The 16,952-nt window shown below is 58.3% G+C and carries 16 protein-coding genes; 3 read left to right on the forward strand and 13 right to left on the reverse strand.

From position 1 onward, the window contains the following. Window positions 1-61: 61 nt before the first annotated feature. The 4 genes from QE408_RS05125 to QE408_RS05140 form a co-directional block, all read right to left on the reverse strand. On the reverse strand, window positions 62-1,948 hold the full coding sequence (locus tag QE408_RS05125; protein WP_306929076.1) for an MFS transporter: 1,887 nt from the start codon (window positions 1,946-1,948) through the stop codon (window positions 62-64). 274 nt (window positions 1,949-2,222) lie between these two features. Beyond that, on the reverse strand, window positions 2,223-3,461 hold the full coding sequence (locus tag QE408_RS05130; protein WP_306929078.1) for an aminopeptidase: 1,239 nt from the start codon (window positions 3,459-3,461) through the stop codon (window positions 2,223-2,225). Between the two features lie 84 nt (window positions 3,462-3,545). Further along, window positions 3,546-4,022, reverse strand: coding sequence for a Cys-tRNA(Pro) deacylase (gene ybaK, locus QE408_RS05135; RefSeq protein ID WP_306929080.1), 477 nt, complete (start codon window positions 4,020-4,022; stop codon window positions 3,546-3,548). A 3-nt stretch (window positions 4,023-4,025) separates the two neighbouring features. Then, window positions 4,026-4,376: an ArsC family reductase gene (locus tag QE408_RS05140; protein ID WP_306929081.1), complete on the reverse strand. Its 351-nt coding sequence runs from the start codon at window positions 4,374-4,376 to the stop codon at window positions 4,026-4,028. A gap of 191 nt (window positions 4,377-4,567) precedes the next feature. Between QE408_RS05140 and QE408_RS05145 the strand changes: the two genes are divergently transcribed. Then, window positions 4,568-4,735 (forward strand): hypothetical protein, encoded by a 168-nt coding sequence (locus QE408_RS05145; RefSeq protein ID WP_306929082.1) that lies wholly within the window; start codon window positions 4,568-4,570, stop codon window positions 4,733-4,735. 139 nt (window positions 4,736-4,874) lie between these two features. On the opposite strand, the gene attM is transcribed toward QE408_RS05145, so the two are convergent. The 3 genes from attM to QE408_RS05160 are packed head-to-tail and all read right to left on the reverse strand — an operon-like array spanning window position 4,875 to window position 8,346. Next, entirely contained in the window at window positions 4,875-5,666 is a 792-nt protein-coding gene (gene attM, locus QE408_RS05150; protein ID WP_306929085.1) for an AttM family quorum-quenching N-acyl homoserine lactonase, read from the reverse strand. A 44-nt stretch (window positions 5,667-5,710) separates the two neighbouring features. Beyond that, the gene (locus QE408_RS05155; RefSeq protein ID WP_306929086.1) at window positions 5,711-6,871 is read right to left on the reverse strand and encodes an iron-containing alcohol dehydrogenase; all 1,161 of its coding nucleotides are present in this window, start codon (window positions 6,869-6,871) and stop codon (window positions 5,711-5,713) included. A gap of 20 nt (window positions 6,872-6,891) precedes the next feature. Next, the gene (locus QE408_RS05160; protein WP_306929087.1) at window positions 6,892-8,346 is read right to left on the reverse strand and encodes an NAD-dependent succinate-semialdehyde dehydrogenase; all 1,455 of its coding nucleotides are present in this window, start codon (window positions 8,344-8,346) and stop codon (window positions 6,892-6,894) included. 89 nt (window positions 8,347-8,435) lie between these two features. On the opposite strand from QE408_RS05160, the gene QE408_RS05165 reads away from it, so the two are divergent. Continuing rightward, entirely contained in the window at window positions 8,436-9,212 is a 777-nt protein-coding gene (locus QE408_RS05165; protein ID WP_306929089.1) for an IclR family transcriptional regulator, read from the forward strand. Window positions 9,213-9,758: 546 nt separating this feature from the next. Then, window positions 9,759-10,513, forward strand: a protein-coding gene (locus QE408_RS05170; protein ID WP_306929091.1) for an IS5 family transposase whose coding sequence is annotated in 2 segments (ribosomal slippage) — window positions 9,759-10,089 and window positions 10,089-10,513 — 756 coding nt in all. Because the reading frame shifts where the segments join, the coding sequence is not laid out codon by codon here. A 9-nt stretch (window positions 10,514-10,522) separates the two neighbouring features. On the opposite strand, the gene QE408_RS05175 is transcribed toward QE408_RS05170, so the two are convergent. The 6 genes from QE408_RS05175 to QE408_RS05200 all read right to left on the reverse strand — a co-directional run bounded on the left by QE408_RS05175 (window position 10,523) and on the right by QE408_RS05200 (window position 16,845). Next, the gene (locus QE408_RS05175; RefSeq protein ID WP_306929092.1) at window positions 10,523-10,957 is read right to left on the reverse strand and encodes a pyridoxamine 5'-phosphate oxidase family protein; all 435 of its coding nucleotides are present in this window, start codon (window positions 10,955-10,957) and stop codon (window positions 10,523-10,525) included. Window positions 10,958-11,011: 54 nt separating this feature from the next. After that, the gene (locus QE408_RS05180; RefSeq protein ID WP_306929094.1) at window positions 11,012-11,839 is read right to left on the reverse strand and encodes a DUF1206 domain-containing protein; all 828 of its coding nucleotides are present in this window, start codon (window positions 11,837-11,839) and stop codon (window positions 11,012-11,014) included. 241 nt (window positions 11,840-12,080) lie between these two features. After that, window positions 12,081-13,658, reverse strand: coding sequence for a glutamine-hydrolyzing GMP synthase (gene guaA / locus QE408_RS05185; protein WP_306929098.1), 1,578 nt, complete (start codon window positions 13,656-13,658; stop codon window positions 12,081-12,083). A 186-nt stretch (window positions 13,659-13,844) separates the two neighbouring features. Beyond that, window positions 13,845-14,483, reverse strand: a complete 639-nt coding sequence (locus QE408_RS05190) for a 5'-methylthioadenosine/S-adenosylhomocysteine nucleosidase (RefSeq protein WP_306929100.1) — start codon at window positions 14,481-14,483, stop codon at window positions 13,845-13,847. Then, window positions 14,473-14,931 carry a PaaI family thioesterase gene (locus QE408_RS05195; protein WP_306929103.1) on the reverse strand — a complete coding sequence of 153 codons (459 nt, stop codon included), beginning with the start codon at window positions 14,929-14,931 and terminating at the stop codon, window positions 14,473-14,475. Before QE408_RS05195 ends, QE408_RS05190 begins: the two co-directional genes overlap by 11 nt. Window positions 14,932-15,042: 111 nt before the next feature. Continuing rightward, complete coding sequence (locus tag QE408_RS05200; RefSeq protein WP_306929105.1) at window positions 15,043-16,845, reverse strand: NAD(P)/FAD-dependent oxidoreductase; 1,803 nt, start codon at window positions 16,843-16,845, stop codon at window positions 15,043-15,045. Window positions 16,846-16,952 lie beyond the last annotated feature (107 nt).

The raw sequence follows: 16,952 nt of genomic DNA on the forward strand, positions 1-16,952 counted from the left end.
CTGAACGACAGAAAACCCGGCGATCGTCTCGCCGGGTTTTCCTTTTAAATCTAAGGGATACTCAATCCATCTTGTGGATGTCGCGGTCCTTTGTCTCCGGCAGGAAGAGCAGACCGATCACGAGCGTGAGGCCCGCAAAGATGATCGGGTACCAGAGACCGTAGTAGATATCGCCCTTGGCAGCGCTCATCGCGAAGGCCGTTGCAGGGAGAAGACCGCCGAACCAGCCGTTACCGATGTGATAGGGCAGGGACATACCGGAGTAGCGGATGCGGGTCGGGAAGAGCTCGACCAGAAGCGCTGCGATCGGGCCGTAGACCATCGTCACATAGATGACCAGAACCGTCAGAACTGCGATGATGACCACCCAGTTCACGGCAGCGGGATCGGCAACCATGGTGAAGGCGCCGCCGCCTGGAACCGTATAGACGGCCATTTCGGTAGCGCCATTGGCTTCTGCCGGTGTCAGCAGCTTGTCGGCGACGAGCTTGTCCACTGGCACGGTTTTGGCGGGCGTCGCCCGGATGGCATCGGCATTGAGCGCGAGTTCAGGGTTTGCGGCAACAAAAGCGTCGAGCTTTGCGGCTGGAACCTGAGCGGCACCACGAGCCAGCGGATAGCCGCCGTCATGCAGGGCAATGTTGATCTGCTTCTGGAAAGCGCGATCCTTGGCCGCTGCATCTGCACCAGCTGCCACAGCGTCGTAGCTGGTGACGGTCGCTTCGCCGATCTTGACCGTGGCAGGCTGTCCGGCGGGCCCCTCGACCACATCGTAAGGCACGGAGTTGCGGGTCAGGAACGACGTTGCGATATCGCAGGATGTCGTGAACTTCGCCGTGCCCGTTGGGTTGAACTGAAACTTGCAGTCGCCGGGAGCGGCTGTCACAGTTGCGCGCACCGTTGCCTGGGCCTCTGCAAGTGCCGGATTGCCCGCCCATGTGAGAGCCTTGAACAGGGGGAAGTAGGTCAGCATCGCCAGAACGAGGCCAGCCATGATGATCGGCTTACGGCCGACCTTATCGGACAGCCAACCGAAGAGAACGAAGAAGCCGGTGCCGAGCAGGAGAGCGCAGGCAACCATGATGTTTGCCGATTGGCCATCCACCTTCAGAATGCTCTGGAGGAAGAAGAGGGCGTAAAACTGGCCCGTGTACCAGACGACGGCCTGACCGACGACCGCACCGAGAAGTGCGATGATGGCGATCTTGGCGTTTTTCCATTGACCAAAGGCTTCGCTGAGCGGGGCCTTGGAGGTCTTGCCCTCTTCCTTCATCTTCTTGAAGGCGGGGGATTCATTCATTTTCAGGCGAATCCAGACCGATACGCCGAGCAGAATGACGGACAGCAGGAAGGGAATACGCCAGCCCCAGGCTGCAAAGGCTTCCTTGCCGACGCTGAACTGAACGCCGAGAATGACGACCAGCGACAGGAAGAGACCGAGCGTTGCCGTGGTTTGAATCCATGAGGTGTAATAGCCGCGACGTCCATTCGGCGCGTGCTCGGCCACATAGGTCGCAGCACCGCCATATTCGCCGCCGAGCGCCAAGCCCTGGAGCATACGCAGCAGAATGAGGATGATGGGCGCGGCGATACCGATCTGCGCCGCACCGGGCAGAATGCCGACCACAAAGGTCGAGAAGCCCATGATGAGAATGGTGATGAGGAAGGTGTATTTGCGTCCGACGATATCGCCAAGACGGCCGAAGACCAAAGCGCCGAAGGGGCGGACAAGGAAGCCTGCGGCAAAGGCCAGCAGCGCGAAGATGTTACGCGTCGTTTCCGGATATTGGCTGAAGAAGTTCGCGCCGATATAGATGGCGAGCGAACCATAGAGATAGAAGTCGTACCACTCGAAGACCGTACCGAGAGAAGAGGCGAAAATGACCTTCTTCTCCTCCCCCGTCATGGGGCGGGCTTTTTCCACGCCCGTCGCTGCTATATTTGCCATCGTCTGTCCTCCACAGAAATCAAGAAGACGCATCGAAACAGCTCGACTCCCCTCGAACTGGCCCTTTCGGGCACGATGCACCTAATTGCAAAGTGACAGAATTTTAACGAAAGGAAGAGCGATGCTTTTGGCTTATGACTTTAGTCTAATAGGTCCGAGCCCTTCAAAGGCGATCGCTAAGGCATGATCGATGATCTGCCAACATCACCGTCGGCAGCTTCTCGGACCGCGACGGCGGACAGGGCCTCTCATCGCTAAGAGGCCCGTGCCGAGATCAGGCCCATTCGCCCTTGCGCATGACCGGCACCGCGGAGCCATCAGGCTTGATACCATCGATGTCGACCTTGTCGGAGCCGATCATCCAGTCGATATGGATCAGGCTGGAATTGCCGCCCTGCGCCCTGATCTGATCCTGGCTGAGCGTCGCTCCGTCGATAAAGCACTTGGAGTAGCACTGGCCAAGCGCGATATGGCAGGAGGCGTTTTCGTCGAACAGCGTATTGTAGAAGAGGATACCACTTGCCGAAATCGGTGAGGAATGCGGCACCAGTGCCACTTCGCCCAGGCGTCGTGCACCCTCGTCTGTATCGAGTACCTTGTTCAGCACGGACTCGCCCTTGGAAGCCCTGGCTTCAACGATGCGGCCACCCTCGAATTTCACCTGGATATCATCGATCAGCGTACCCTGATGGGAAAGCGGCTTGGTGCTGGAAACATACCCATCCACGCGCAGCGCATGCGGCGTGGTGAAGACTTCTTCGGTCGGGATGTTCGGATTGCAGGTCACGCCGTTCTTCGCCATCGAAGCGCCCCCATGCCATTCATGACCGTCCGCAAGGCCGATGGTGACGTCGGTGCCCGGACCGGTGAAGTGCAGCGAGGCGAACCGCTCGCCATTCAGCCACTTGGACCGCTTGGCGAGATTGGCGTTGTGCTCCGCCCAGGCAGCGACTGGATCGGCAACATCCACACGCGATGCCGCGAAGATCGCATCCGCCAGCTTTCGAACCGCTTCATCTTCGCTGATGCCAGGAAAGACCTGCTTAGCCCAGGATGGGTTAGGGTAGGAGATGATGTTCCAATTGATGTCGAAGTTGGAAATCTTCTCGAGTGCGGGCTTATAGGCCGTGGAGTTGGCCTTGTTGGCGCGCGCCACCTTAGCAGGGTCCTGCTCAGACAGAAGCAAGGGGTTGTCACCAGAAATCGCCAGTCTGGCTGCGCCGTTCGCATAGGCCTTCGCCATGCCCTCATAAAGCCAGCTGGATGCCTTGTCGAAATTGGCATCACTTGCATGGCGGTAGCGAGCAAGGGTGGTTTCCTCGTCGGAATAGAAGGTCGTGACCAGACCACTGCCTGCCATATAGGCGTGCTTGGTCAACTGGCGCACCAGCGGCAAAGCCGCAAGCGGCGCCGTGATCACCAGATCCTGATCCTTCTGGAGTTGAAGTCCAACCTTGACGGCGACTTCGGCCAGCTTTTCGAGTTTGACGGGATCGATAGGGGAAACGCTCATGATCTGCCTTCACATGTCTGCTTGAACGGGTCTGGACAATAGACCATCCATCGGGAAAGCCAACCACCTTCCAAAGGGCTTGGTTCAATCGGCGACGAGGGGTGCGGCCTTCGCCTTCAAAGCAGCGAGCGCATCTTTGGGTGAGAGGCGGATTTGCAGACCGCGCTGACCGCCATTCATATAGACGTAGACGTGCTCCATCGACTGAACCTCGATCGCTGTCGGAACCACCTTCTTCTGCCCGAAGGGGCTGATGCCGCCCACATGGTAACCGGTCGCTCGCTCCGCATCGGCCGACTTCATCATATGGGCGGATTTGCCGCCGAAGGCTGCTGCGAGCTTTTTCATGCTGACTTCCCGGTCTGAAGGGACGACGACGCAGACGGCCCTGCCGTCCACCTCGGCCATCAGCGTCTTCAACACCAGATGCGGCGGCTCGCCAATGGATTCGGCTGCCTGGAGACCGATACGTTCGGCATTCGGATCGTATTCATAGGTTACGGTGGTAAAAGCCACGCTGGCCTTCGTCAGCATCTGTGTCGCGCGGGTCGTCTTGGACATGGACTATCTGCCGAAGATCGAAGCGTAAATGTCAGGCTTGAAGCCGATCGTGATCTTGCCTTCGCTTTCCAGAACCGGGCGCTTGATCATTGAGGGCTGCTCCAGCATGAGGCCGATCGCTTTTTCCTGTGTCAGATCTGACTTCTGTGCGTCATCCAGCTTCTTGAACGTCGTGCCGGCGCGGTTCAGAACGGTTTCCCATCCAGCCGTTTTGCACCAAGCTTCCAGATTGTCGCGATCGATGCCTTGGGTCTTGTAGTCGTGAAACTCGGCTTCGATGCCATTCGCTTCCAGCCAACTGCGCGCTTTCTTCATCGTATCGCAGTTCTTGATGCCGTAAATGATCACCGTCATGCTTTCAGTCTCCCTTGCTTGCTATGGATTAACAAAATCTCTGTTTCAGTCAAAGACTCTCGACCCATGCAAATTTGTCGTGACTGTCATCTAAAGGAGTTCGAGCTCTGCCGCATGGCTCCTTCTCTATATCATGAGTTGTAGATTGTGGGTTTTTTCCCATATTCAGGACAACCCAAAAGGAGAAAGAAATGCGTTCGGTTGCAAAGACATCGCGTAAGTTTTTGAGTGAAACCCTTGCCGTTTTCGGCGCTGCCGTTTCGGTCTCCGCCGCTGTGCGCGCGCACCGCAAGCCTGCCGGTTCCGATCTTGATGCGCTTGGCATCGATCCCAAGGCTTTCGATAAGGTTCAGCTGTAAGATACGATCGCCCGCCCGCCGGGCTGCGCGTCTCTTAGTCCAGCTTCAAAAGCCGGGCGCCGCTTGATGCAGCGCCCGGCTTTTCTGTTTTAGACCAGCGACGAAGAAGCGCGCCAACGTCGCAAATGAGAATGGCGTCTCAGCCGTAATAGTCCGGGGCCTTCTTGAAGGTCGACCAGGCATCGGGATCATGTCCCGTCACCACGATCGCATCCGCCTTTTCTGCGACGGTTCTGAGCTTTTGTACGGAGCGTACAGTATCCACCGTCGAGGCGAGGAACCCTGGCAGAGCCTTTTCTTCCCAGTGATCGAGCGTATAGGCGGCATCGATGGTCAGCAGCAGCGGCTTGCTGTCCGGCACCCGCACCAGGAAGGACTGGTGGCCGGGAGCATGGCCTGGCGTGAAGATGGTCGTAAGCGTGCCATCGCCATAGATGTCATAGAAATCGTCATCGGTGCCGTTCAAGAACTGCCATTTCAGGCCCGGCTTGTCGAAGTCCTTGCGGATATAGCCGCCTGCCGCAAACCAGTCCGGCGTGAAGGCGTATTCGTACTCCCGGCGCTGGACGATGTGTGTCGCATTCGGGAAGCGGCCGATCGCGCCGGTATGATCAAGATGCAGGTGGGATTGGACGACGTATTTGACATCCGCAGGGTCGAATCCGAGCGCCTTGATCTGGTCGACGCAACCCTGGTCCTTGTCCAGAACCGGCCAGTAAACATCGCAAACGCCACCCCAATGACCGTGTGGGTCGGTGGCGACTTCGATCGCGTTTCCGCCGTCGATGACGGTATGCCCATCCGGGTGGGTGATCAGGAAGAAAGGAACGGGTATTTCGTAATCCGCGCCGTCTCCCTGGTTCATCTTGATGTTGTGGACCTTGCATTTCAAGGTTCCGGATTGAAGCATATAGAGCCTGATATCAGTCATAAACGTTTCCTCCCTACGAAGACATTTCCTGAATGGTTAGGTGATCAGAATGCTTCCCGATAAAGCGCCAGCGCATCCTCTTCGCGGACCTCGACCGGGTTGTTGACGAGCAGACGCGTCTGCTTCATGGCGTCCGATGCCAGCATGGCCAGGCTGTTGTCGGTGACGCCGACATCTCTTAAACGGCGTGGTGCACCGCTCTCATCCATTAGCCTTTCCATATGCTGAACGAACGCGTTCGAACGGGCTGCGGCATCACCTTCGCCTGGCACCTTCAGTACATCGGCAAGCTCGGCATAAAGTGGTGCAGCAGCGGCGGCATTGAAACGAAGAACGGGGCCAAGCATCAGCGCGTTGGAGAGGCCGTGCGGAACGTGATAGTGGCCCCCTAGCGGGTAGGCGAGAGCATGGACAGCCGCAACCGGCGAGTTGGCAAAGGCCTGGCCGGCAAGGGTGGCGCCGAGCAACATGGCCTCGCGCGACTCACGGTTCGCACCGTCCTTGCAGGCGGCGACCAGATTGTCTCCCAGAAGACGAAGCGCTTCGCGCGCCAGGCAATCGGAGAGCGGGTTCTTTTTGTGCTTACTGGTATAGGCTTCGATTGCGTGAACCATCGCATCGATGCCGGTGGCAGCGGTGTGGACCTGCGGCAGGCCCACCGTCAACGCGGCGTCTAGAAGCACGAAATCGGCAAAAAGCTGGGGTGAAACGACGCCCATCTTGGTGGTCTCGCCGGTGGTGATGATCGAGATATTGGTGACCTCGGAGCCCGTTCCCGCTGTCGTCGGTACCAGCACCAGCGGTGCGCGTGATCCCTTGACGTTGCCGATGCCGTACATGTCCGCGAGCGACTGATCGGAAACCAGAAGCACGGCCACTAGCTTGGCGATATCGAGCGACGACCCGCCGCCGAGGCCGATGACGATATCCGCCCCGAATTCTTTGGCGGAGGAGGCGCATTCCGCAACCACATGTTCGGGCGGATCGGCCACCACCTTGTCGAAGGTCTCGACGGAAAAGCCACTGGCAGACAGGGCTTCGGTGATCGGTTGAGTAAGCCCTGCCTTTACGAGACCGCTGTCAGTAATGAGAAGCGCTTTCCGCTGCGAAAACCGGCCAGCCAGGATGTCTCCAAGCTTTGCGGCCCCGCCCCATGCGATCTGCATGGATGGAACGGTTCGAAACTCGAACGGATTGATGGTCATTTTATCCTCCCAATCACGTCTCAGCTGAGAGCCGAGCAGAGATATTTGATTTCAAGATACTCATCGATACCGAAGTGGGATCCCTCGCGGCCAAGGCCCGATTGCTTGACGCCGCCAAAGGGAGCAACCTCGTTGGAGATCAATCCGGTGTTGTGGCCGACCATGCCGTAATCCAGGGCTTCCGCGACGCGCCATGTGCGGCTGAAGCTCTCGGTGTAGAAGTAGGCTGCGAGGCCAAACTCCGTATCATTGGCCATGGCAATCACCTCGTCTTCCCTCTCGAAACGAAAAAGCGGCGCAACGGGCCCAAAGGTTTCTTCGCGGGCGACCTTCATTGCCTGCGTCGCGCCGGCAATCACGGTCGGCTCGAAGAACGTGCCACCGAGAGCATGTCGTCCGCCGCCGGTGATGACGGTAGCACCCTTCGCCCGGGCGTCAGCGACGTGATCCTCGACCTTCTTGACAGCGTCCTCATCGATCAGCGGCCCGATCGTCACCCCTTCCTCGGTCCCCACGCCAACCTTCATGGCCTTTACTTTCTCGGCCAGTTTCTCTGCAAAACTGTCGAAGATTGCGTCCTGAACATAGATGCGGTTGCTACACACACATGTCTGTCCGGCGTTGCGATACTTCGATGCAATCGCGCCTTCCACCGCGGCGTCGATATTGGCGTCGTCGAAGACGATAAAGGGTGCGTTGCCGCCGAGTTCGAGCGACAGCTTCTTGATCGTCGGTGCCGACTGCGCCATCAGTACACGTCCAACCTCCGTCGATCCGGTGAAGGATATTTTTCGCACCGTGTCGCTCTCGGTGAAAATCTTGCCGATCTCCCTCGCCTCGCCCGTCACGACCTGAAAGACCCCTGCCGGAATGCCTGCTTCTTCGGCAAGAACGCCTAGAGCGAGCGCGGTAAGCGGGGTTTGTTCGGCAGGCTTGACGATCATCGTGCAGCCCGCGGCAAGCGCCGGTGCGGCTTTGCGGGTGATCATGGCCGCTGGAAAATTCCAAGGCGTGATCGCCGCGCAGACGCCGATAGGCTGCTTCAGGATCGTGATCCGCTTGTCTGTTGTGGGGGCAGGGATGGTTTCGCCATAGACCCGTTTTGCTTCCTCGGCGAACCACTCCACGAAAGACGCCGCATAGAGCGCTTCGCCCTTGGCCTCGGCAATCGGCTTGCCCTGTTCTGCTGTCATCAGTGTTGCAAGGTCGTCGGCATTTGCCACCATCAAATCAAACCAGCGCCTCAGCACAGTTGCGCGCTCCTTGGCGGCGCGGTTCCTCCAGCTGACAAAGGCTTTTTCAGCCGCCTCAACCGCGCGCTCTACTTGGCTCGGCGTCAGAGAGGGGACTTCAGCAATCACCTCGCCGTTTGCCGGATTTTCAACCTTGATGGTTTCAGACCTATCCGATTGAATCCAGTTCCCGTTGATCAGGCATGCATTGGTTAGAAGGTGAGGATTTTTCAGCTTGAGCACTGCGTGATCTCCAGTTAAGTTCAACTAATTGAACTGTGATCCGTGTATTGAACTATGATGGCTGGCGCCGATCCTGTCAAGGAGATGAAATGCAAACAGACGCGCTCGACATATCGTCTGCCCAAACAGTACCGGCCTTGCGCCGGGCGGTTGGCATTCTCGATATTCTCGCTACAGGCAAAAATCTGACGGCGGCCGAAATCGCCCGAGCACTTGGTCTCCCCAAGAGCACCGCGCACGGACTGCTGGCGGTGATGAGCGAGCTCGATCTGGTGGCGAAAACACCGGATGGAACGTTGAGGATCGGACCTCATCCGCTGAGATGGGCAAATGCCTTTTTGTCCCAGCTCGATATCGTCACGACCTTCCAAGAGGTGCTTGCGCGGGACCGCAAGCTTGACCCTTACACGGTGACGCTGACGGTTCGAGAGGGGGCAGAAGTCGTCTATGTCGGCTGTCGTAATTCAGATCAGCCGCTGGGGCAGACCTTCCGCATTGGCATGAGACTGCCAGCGCCTTTTACAGCCACTGGAAAGATGCTGCTGTCGGATCTCAAACCGGCTGAGCTCGGCCATCTGCTCGCTGATTTTCCCAAGCCCCTGACAAGGCGGAGCGTCCGCACAGTCGAGGAGCTTGAGAAAGAGCTTGAGCTCACGCGAGAGCGAGGCTTTTCCATCGATGACGGGCAAATCCGCGACGGCATGATCTGTATAGGGGCTGCAGTTCGAGACCACTCCGGGGCCGCGGTCGCCGGGATTGCGATCAGCATTTTGCGCAGCGAAGCAAGCGGTGACAGGACGGCGGAACTCGGGGCGCAGTTGCAGGCAATCGCAAGGGGCATGTCCGAAGGAATTGGCGGCGCCTGACGATCTCGATCCAATCGGCCGGATAAGGAGGTGGGGGCGTAGAGCTGAGTGTCGATGGGAAACATAGGATTCACCACCGACACTCCAGCCGTTCCCTTCTGCGCCGTAGCGACCTAGAGCGTTTCCTTGTTAAATAGAAACGTTCTGCCGGAGCAGGTTTTCGTCAGGGCAAAGGCGATTGGCGAAGGGCATACCCAAAGGTACGGTCGAGCCGATCGCCTTTGAGCCTGGCGGAAAGATGCCCGGCCCTCCCGTCGCGCCGCTTCGCCGTGCGAAGCGATTAGCGCGCCGGGCGATTGAAGCTCTTGCAGATTTGCCAGCAAATCTGCGGGAGGGTTGGTTGAAACGGGCCACCTGCTTGCCCGGGCGCCTTGGCCGTATGCTTTGGCTACGGCACGCGCCCTCCGGACAATCAGTCGATCCCGTTTGAACCAACAGAACTGTTTCTATTTAACAAGGAAACGCTCTAGGGTCGAAACCCAATCAAATTGTTGATGAAATTGGCTATCTATGATTCACTACCTGTAGAAGCAGGAGTGTTTGACCATGGCGGGCGAATTTTGGCTTGATGACGAACAGTGGGCAGTGATTTCGCCGCTGCTTCCGACCAACCAACCCGGCGCTCATCGTACTGACGATCGCCGGGTTATCAGCGGCATCATCCACGTCTTGCGATCCGGTTGCCGCTGGCAGGATTGTCCATCCTGCTACGGGCCTTCGACAACGATCTATAATCGCTTCCATCGCTGGTCTGCAAAAGGGATATGGCGGCGACTGTTTGAGTCTCTGGTGCAAACGACCGATCGCGACATCCATATGATCGATAGCACCACCGCAAAGGCACACCGTTCTGCCGCTGGTGGAAAAGGGGGGCGGATGCCGAAGCAATTGGTCGATCGAGAGGCGGCAGATCGACAAAAGTCCATGCTGTTGTCGATGGTTGTGGCCGTCCAGTCGCGTTGCGAATAACGCCTGGGCAACGTGGTGATGCACCCATTGCCATCCCGCTCCTTGATCCCCTGCCTCCGACACGTCTGTGCGCCGCAGATACGGCTTACGACAGCGACGCCTTACGCAGCTTCCTGAGGGCACGCGGCACGCAACCAGTCATCCCAAACAATCCAACCCGAAAGAGGATCAGACCGTTCGACCCGGTCGCCTACCGAAGACGGAATATAATCGAGCGGACATTCTGCCGTCTCAAGGACTGGAGACGTGTCGCGACGCGATACGACAAGCTCATGATAAACTTCGAGGCAACGTGCTACATTGCAGCGATCGTCACATGGTGGATCAATTGAGTCTGGAGCCTAGAGATCGATCGTGCCGTTTTCTTCCCCGTCCCAATATTGCACACGCACGCCGCGCACCTTGATCAGAACCAGGCCTGGGGTATCGACACCTTCGGTGAACCAGCGATCGAGATCGGAAACCCAGTGGCGCTCGAAAGCGGCCTTGTCGTCGATGAGTTCTGCCGCGCCCTCGATCGAGATGAACATGCCGGGCTTGCCAAGCAGGCTCGGCGGTTCGGTGAAGGAAAGCGTCACTTGAGGATTGCGGTTGATGTGGGAAACCTTGTTGGTATCTTTCAGGGAAAAGAACCAGGAATCGCCATCGTAAGCCACATCTCCGTTATTGCTCATCGGGCGATTGGTGATCGCGCCGGATGAGCCATGGGTCGCCATCATGCAGAAGTCGATCTTCTTCATCGTTGAAGCGATGTCTTCGATTGTTTTACTCGCCATGGAAGGCTTCCTTTTCTTAAACGTGGATGATCGGAAGGTCTTGAGCGTATTTCGTCAGCGGTCGGGCAAGGCGGAGCGTACGGATCGCTTCACTGCACTCAAGGAAGGGCTGGGGATCGTGCGATAGCGGGCTTCAATCAGATTGTAGACACCGAAAGCGGCGAGCCCTGCGGCGACGCAGATGTAAAGAGCGCTGCCAAATGGCATCTGCCTCAGCCACTGCATCGCATCGTCCATACTGCCGGCCTCTTGCGGATCGACCTTCATTCCAGCCGTGATGAACAGAATGCCGATGATCGCAAACACCAGACCGCGTGCAACAAGCCCATAGATGCAAATCCAGGTGGCGATAGCGTTTTGGTCCGGGATGTGAAGATAGCGCTCGAATTTCCGCGTCAGTCCCTTTGCCGCCGTGACGCCACCGCCGATAACGAAGCCCGCGCCGACCGCGATCAGAAGGTAGGATCCGAAGGGCTGTGACATGATCCATTGGGCAAGATCTTTTTCACCCGATCCTTCATTGCCGCCACCGGCAAGAAAGCTATGGCCGAGCGCAAAACCGGCAAGTCCGAGATAAGTGACAGCACTTCCGATCAGCGCCGTACGAACGACAAGGCCTTTTGCGCTGGTGCCGTGATCATCCGTATCGGCGATGGCTTGTGCCAAGCGCCAACAGACGAAGCCGAGAAGCCCGATACCGATTGCACCGACCCAGATGCGCCCGAAAGGCTGGCTCAAAAGCGTCGAGAGCGCCGACTTCGTTTCGGTTTTCTCGCCTGCGACACCGGATAGCAGCGCCAGTCCACCAACGAGCATAAAGACGATGCCGCGTGCGGCGTAACCACTCTTGGCGAGCAGATCGAATCGGAAAGTTGAAGGCATGGCGGGTCCGCGGTGCTGGGAACAATGGGTCCCTAACGCGCTGTGCGGATGAAAGGTTGATCGATGGGGAAGAAAAAATCGCGAAGCGTTGAGCACTTGTTCGCGTAGGTGAGGTCATCGAGACCGTTTTTAGTTAGGGCTGACGCAGAAAAGATACTTCGAAAATGAAAAGCCGCCGGTCTCTGAACACGGACACCGGCGGCTCGAAATCATTATGTCATCGCATTGGGAAGACTCTCGATTATTCCCACTCGATGGTGCCGGGTGGCTTCGACGTCACGTCGTAGACCACGCGGTTGATGCCCTTGACCTCGTTGATGATGCGGGTGGCCGCACGACCGAGGAAGTTCATGTCATAGGGGTAGAAATCCGCCGTCATGCCGTCGACCGAAGTGACGGCGCGCAATGCGCAGACGAAGTCATAGGTACGGTAGTCGCCCATAACGCCCACGGTCTGGACTGGCAGCAGAACGGCAAAGGCCTGCCAGATGGTGTCATAGAGGCCAGCCTTCCGAATTTCGTCGAGATAGATCGCATCCGCCTTGCGCAGAATATCGAGCTTCTCGCGGGTCACGACGCCAGGGCAACGGATTGCGAGGCCGGGGCCGGGGAAGGGATGGCGGCCGATGAAGCTTTCCGGCAGGCCGAGTTCGCGGCCAAGAGCGCGAACCTCGTCCTTGAACAGTTCACGAAGCGGTTCGACCAGCTTCATGTTCATGCGCTCGGGAAGACCACCGACATTGTGGTGGCTCTTGATCGTGACGGAAGGACCGCCCGAGAAGGAAACGCTTTCGATGACGTCGGGATAGAGCGTGCCCTGCGCCAAAAATGCCGGAGCGCCCTTGCCATCCGCAGCGATCTTCGCAGCTTCGGCCTCGAAGGTCTCGATGAAGAGGCGACCGATGGTCTTGCGCTTGACTTCCGGATCGGAAACGCCGGCCAGTTCCGTCAGGAACAGGTCGGAGGCATCCACGTGCACGAGCGGGATGTTGTAGTGATCGCGGAACATGCCGACGACCTGCTCGCTTTCGGCCAAACGCATCAAACCGTGATCGACATAGACGCAGGTCAGCTGGTCGCCGATCGCCTCATGGATAAGGATCGCCGCGACCGAGGAATCGACGCCGCCCGAGAGCGCGCAGAGCACGCGGCCATCGCCGACCTGCTCGCGGATCTTGCGGATCATCTCGGCGCGATAGGCCGCCATAGTCCAATCGGATTTGAGACCGACGATCTTGTGGACGAAGTTGGAGAGCAGCTTCGCGCCATCTGGCGTGTGAACCACTTCAGGATGGAACATCGTGGTGTAGTAACGGCGCTCCTCATCGACTGCGATGGCGAAGGGCGCGTTCTCCGAGGTCGCAGCCACTTCGAAACCGGCCGGCAATTGCGTGACGCGATCGCCGTGGCTCATCCAGACCGGATACCGGCCGCCAAGTTCCCAGAAGCCTTCGAAGAGCGGGCTTGCCTTCTTGATTTCGATATCGGCTCTGCCGAACTCCGCCGCATGGCCGCCTTCGACCGTGCCGCCAAGCTGGGTGCAGAGTGTCTGCTGGCCGTAGCAAATGCCGAGGATCGGGATGCCTGCATCGAACACCGCCTGCGGTGCGCGCGGGCTTCCCTCTGCCGTGACCGATGCCGGACCGCCAGAGAAGATGACGCCCTTCGGCTGCATTTTCTCGAAGGCCTCTGCGGCATTCTGGAACGGGTGAATTTCGCAATAGACCCCGGCTTCGCGGATGCGGCGCGCAATCAGCTGCGTCACCTGGCTGCCGAAATCGATGATGAGGATGCTGTCGGGATGGGCTATCTGGGTCATGGCGAGCCTTTAAAGAATTGCCGGGCGTAAGGCAACCCGGCAGATGCCTTGAAAAGCCAGAAAATGGGCTGCAGTGCAAGCGCTACGGCATCGACCCGAGTATCAGAACCGATTTTCGGAAAACACGATGCGTAGGCTCAAAAAAGACAGAGCTTCCTTTACGCGTCCAAATGGATGCACGGCGCGCTAGAGTGGAATGTCTCCGGCCTCTATCGCGTCCTGCAGCCTGTCGACGGCTTGGGCCAGTTTCTCATCGATGACATGCAAATACTCGGTCCAGTCATCGATATGGTGGACATCCGCCTTGCCATCGGAAATGCCGCGCAAACCGATCGGCGGTACGTCAAAGCGCTGGCAGGCGCGTAAGATTGCAAAGGTTTCCATCTCCACCAGATCCGCATCGATGGCATCATAGACAGTACCGGACACGACATTGGCGCCGGTCGAAACCCGGGCGGTCGGGATATCGGGTATCCTGAAGGGCAAGGGCACCTCTGCCGGGAGATCGAGAAAGGGTGTTCGCCCTCTTTCAAAACCGAAGGCGGAGGCATCCATATCCCGGTAGGAGACGCTGACCGCCTGGTAGACCTCCGCCTGCTCCAGCTTGCGCGACCCGGCGGAGCCAAGCGAAACGACGAGATGCGGCAGGCGCGCCTGACCGTTGAGATCGCTGAGTGTCGCCGTCAGGGAAACGGCAGCCTCCACCGGACCGACGCCGGTCATCAGTGGACGGAAACGGGCTTTGAGGTGCGGGCCATATTCGGCATCGGCTGCCATGACGAAGAGAAGCCGCTTGCCGTCGATCTCGACCAGTTCATAGCTCATTTTCGTTGAACCCTTCGCGGCCCTTCAAAACCATCATCGTGCCTGTCATGGACGCGATCAGCTTGGCAGGTCCGTCGGAGATCGCGTAGGCGCGCCCGTCGGCAACGATGATGTTGCTGCCGGGCTTGGTGATTTCACCACGAAAGAGGAAACGCTCGCCGCGCCCCGGGGACATCAGATTGACCTTGAACTCGATTGTCAGCAGGGACGCTTCGGGCTCGACGATAGTGTAGGCGGCATAGGTGCAGGCGGTATCGAGTGCGGCGGCGATGACGCCCGCATGCAAGATACCGTGTTGCTGAGTGAGCTTGGGGTGAAAAGGCAGTTCGATTTCGACCAGCCTGTGCTCGATACGCGAAAGCTCGGCCCTGATTGCCTGGACGACGCCTTGGCGTGCAAAGCTCTTTTCAATGCGCTGGCGAAAATCGCCAGGATCGGTGAATGCCATTCCCCTGCCTCTCATTTTTACGCAAAAATGACATGGCGTCCGTTCACGCGCAAGACAAGGGTGGCTGATCCGCCGGTTCGTGCCAACCGACGGATCGAGGCCGATTTGACATCACGCAAGGTGATGGGGCTGCTCCAGACCATAGACCGGGGTTTCAAGCCCGACCTGGCGCGCCTTCAGTTGAAGCGACAGATATTGCGAGTAGTGGCGTGACTGATGCAGGTTGCCACCATGGAACCACAGCGCCTGTTGTTGGGTCGGCTTCCACATATTGCGCTGCTCCCCTTCCCATGGGCCGGGGTCCTTCGTCGTGTTGGAGCCAAGGCCCCAGCATTTGCCCACCTTGTCTGCCACCTTGCGGGAGATGAGATCGGCCGCCCAGCCATTCATCGAGCCATAACCGGTGGCGTAGACCACCAGATCGGCCGGCAGCTCCGTGCCGTCCTTCAAGACCACGGCATTTTCCGTGAGGTGAGAGACATCCACGCCGGACTTCAATTTGATCGACCCGTCGATCACCAGATCGCAAGCGCCGACGTCGATGTAGTAGCCGGAACCGCGGCGAAGATACTTCATGAAGAGACCGGATTCGTCATCCCCAAAGTCCAGCATGAAACCTGCTTTCTCCAGTGCTGCATAAAAGTCTGCATCCTTTTCCCGTATCCGGTTGTAAATCGGGATCTGAAACTCATGCATGATCCTGTAGGGGAGCGAGGCGAAGATGAGATCGGCCTTGCGCGTCGTCATGCCGCTTGCCACTGCGCGTTCGGAGTAAAGATCACCGAGACCGATTTCCATCAACGAGTCCGATTTGACGATATGGGTGGATGACCGCTGTAGCATGGTGACATCGGCACCTGCCTCCCAAAGGGCCGCGCAGATATCATGGGCCGAGTTGTTGGAGCCGATGACGACCACCTTCTTTCCGGCATATGCATCCGGGCCAGGATGCTGCGACGAGTGCTGCTGCTCTCCCTTGAAGATCTCCTGCCCCGGAAATTTCGGAATGTTTGGCTTGCCCGACATGCCGGTGGCCAGCACGAGCTGTTTCGGCCGCAGCACGACGTCCTCACCGGCACGGTCGACAATGACTGTCCATTCGCCCTTAGCCTCGTCATATTGCGCCGATTTGCAGGTGGTAGAGCCCCAGTAGTTCAGCTCCATGACCTTGGTGTACATCTCCAGCCAATCGCCGACCTTGTCCTTGGGAGTGAAGACCGGCCAGTTTTCCGGGAATGGAATATAGGGGAGATGATCGTACCAGACGGGATCGTGCAGGCAGAGTGACTTGTAGCGCTTGCGCCAGCTGTCGCCCGGCCGCTCGTTCTTTTCGATGATGATCGCAGGAACGCCGAGTTGACGAAGACGCGCTCCAAGCGCAATGCCCCCCTGGCCTCCGCCGATGATGACGACATAGGGTTGCTCAGAATAACCGAGTTCTGTGGCCTCGGCTTCGCGCTTCTCCTTCCAGGTCCTGCGATTGCGGTCATGACCATGTTCGGCGCCCATCGGACGGCGAACGCCCTTCGGCTCTTCGTGACCCTTCAACTCGCTCATCGTTGTCAGCAAGGTCCAGATCAGCCCATCCTTCAGACGGATGTGGCCGTACCCACGCGCCGTGGCTGTCTCGAATTCGAACCAGCCCTCGGTGACGCCACCGCCTTCCGACGCCGGCTCCTTGCCATCCTGGACAAAGCCGGAAGGCTTGATGGCCGCAAGCTGCTTCTCCAGCATGCCGCGGATCTCTTCGCGGCCTTCCAGCGTCTTCAGGTTCCAGGTGAAGGTCACTAGATCGCGCCAGTAGCAATCGGCTTGAAACATGTGGACGGCGGCATCGATGTCGCCGGCTTCCAGCGCTTTACCGAGCTTGGAAAGGGCGGTGTCGATTTTGGTGACGGGACTGACATCAAGCATATTCATCTCCTCCATGGTTTTGCTTGGGTCTTGTGGCAAGCGGCGATCTTCCCGCCTGCAAGCCAATGGCCTGCCGCCTGCCGGGCTCCTCTTCCCGGCCTGCGACA

The sequence above is a fragment of the Agrobacterium larrymoorei genome (genome assembly GCF_030819275.1).
Taxonomy (GTDB): Bacteria; Pseudomonadota; Alphaproteobacteria; order Rhizobiales; family Rhizobiaceae; genus Agrobacterium; species Agrobacterium larrymoorei_B.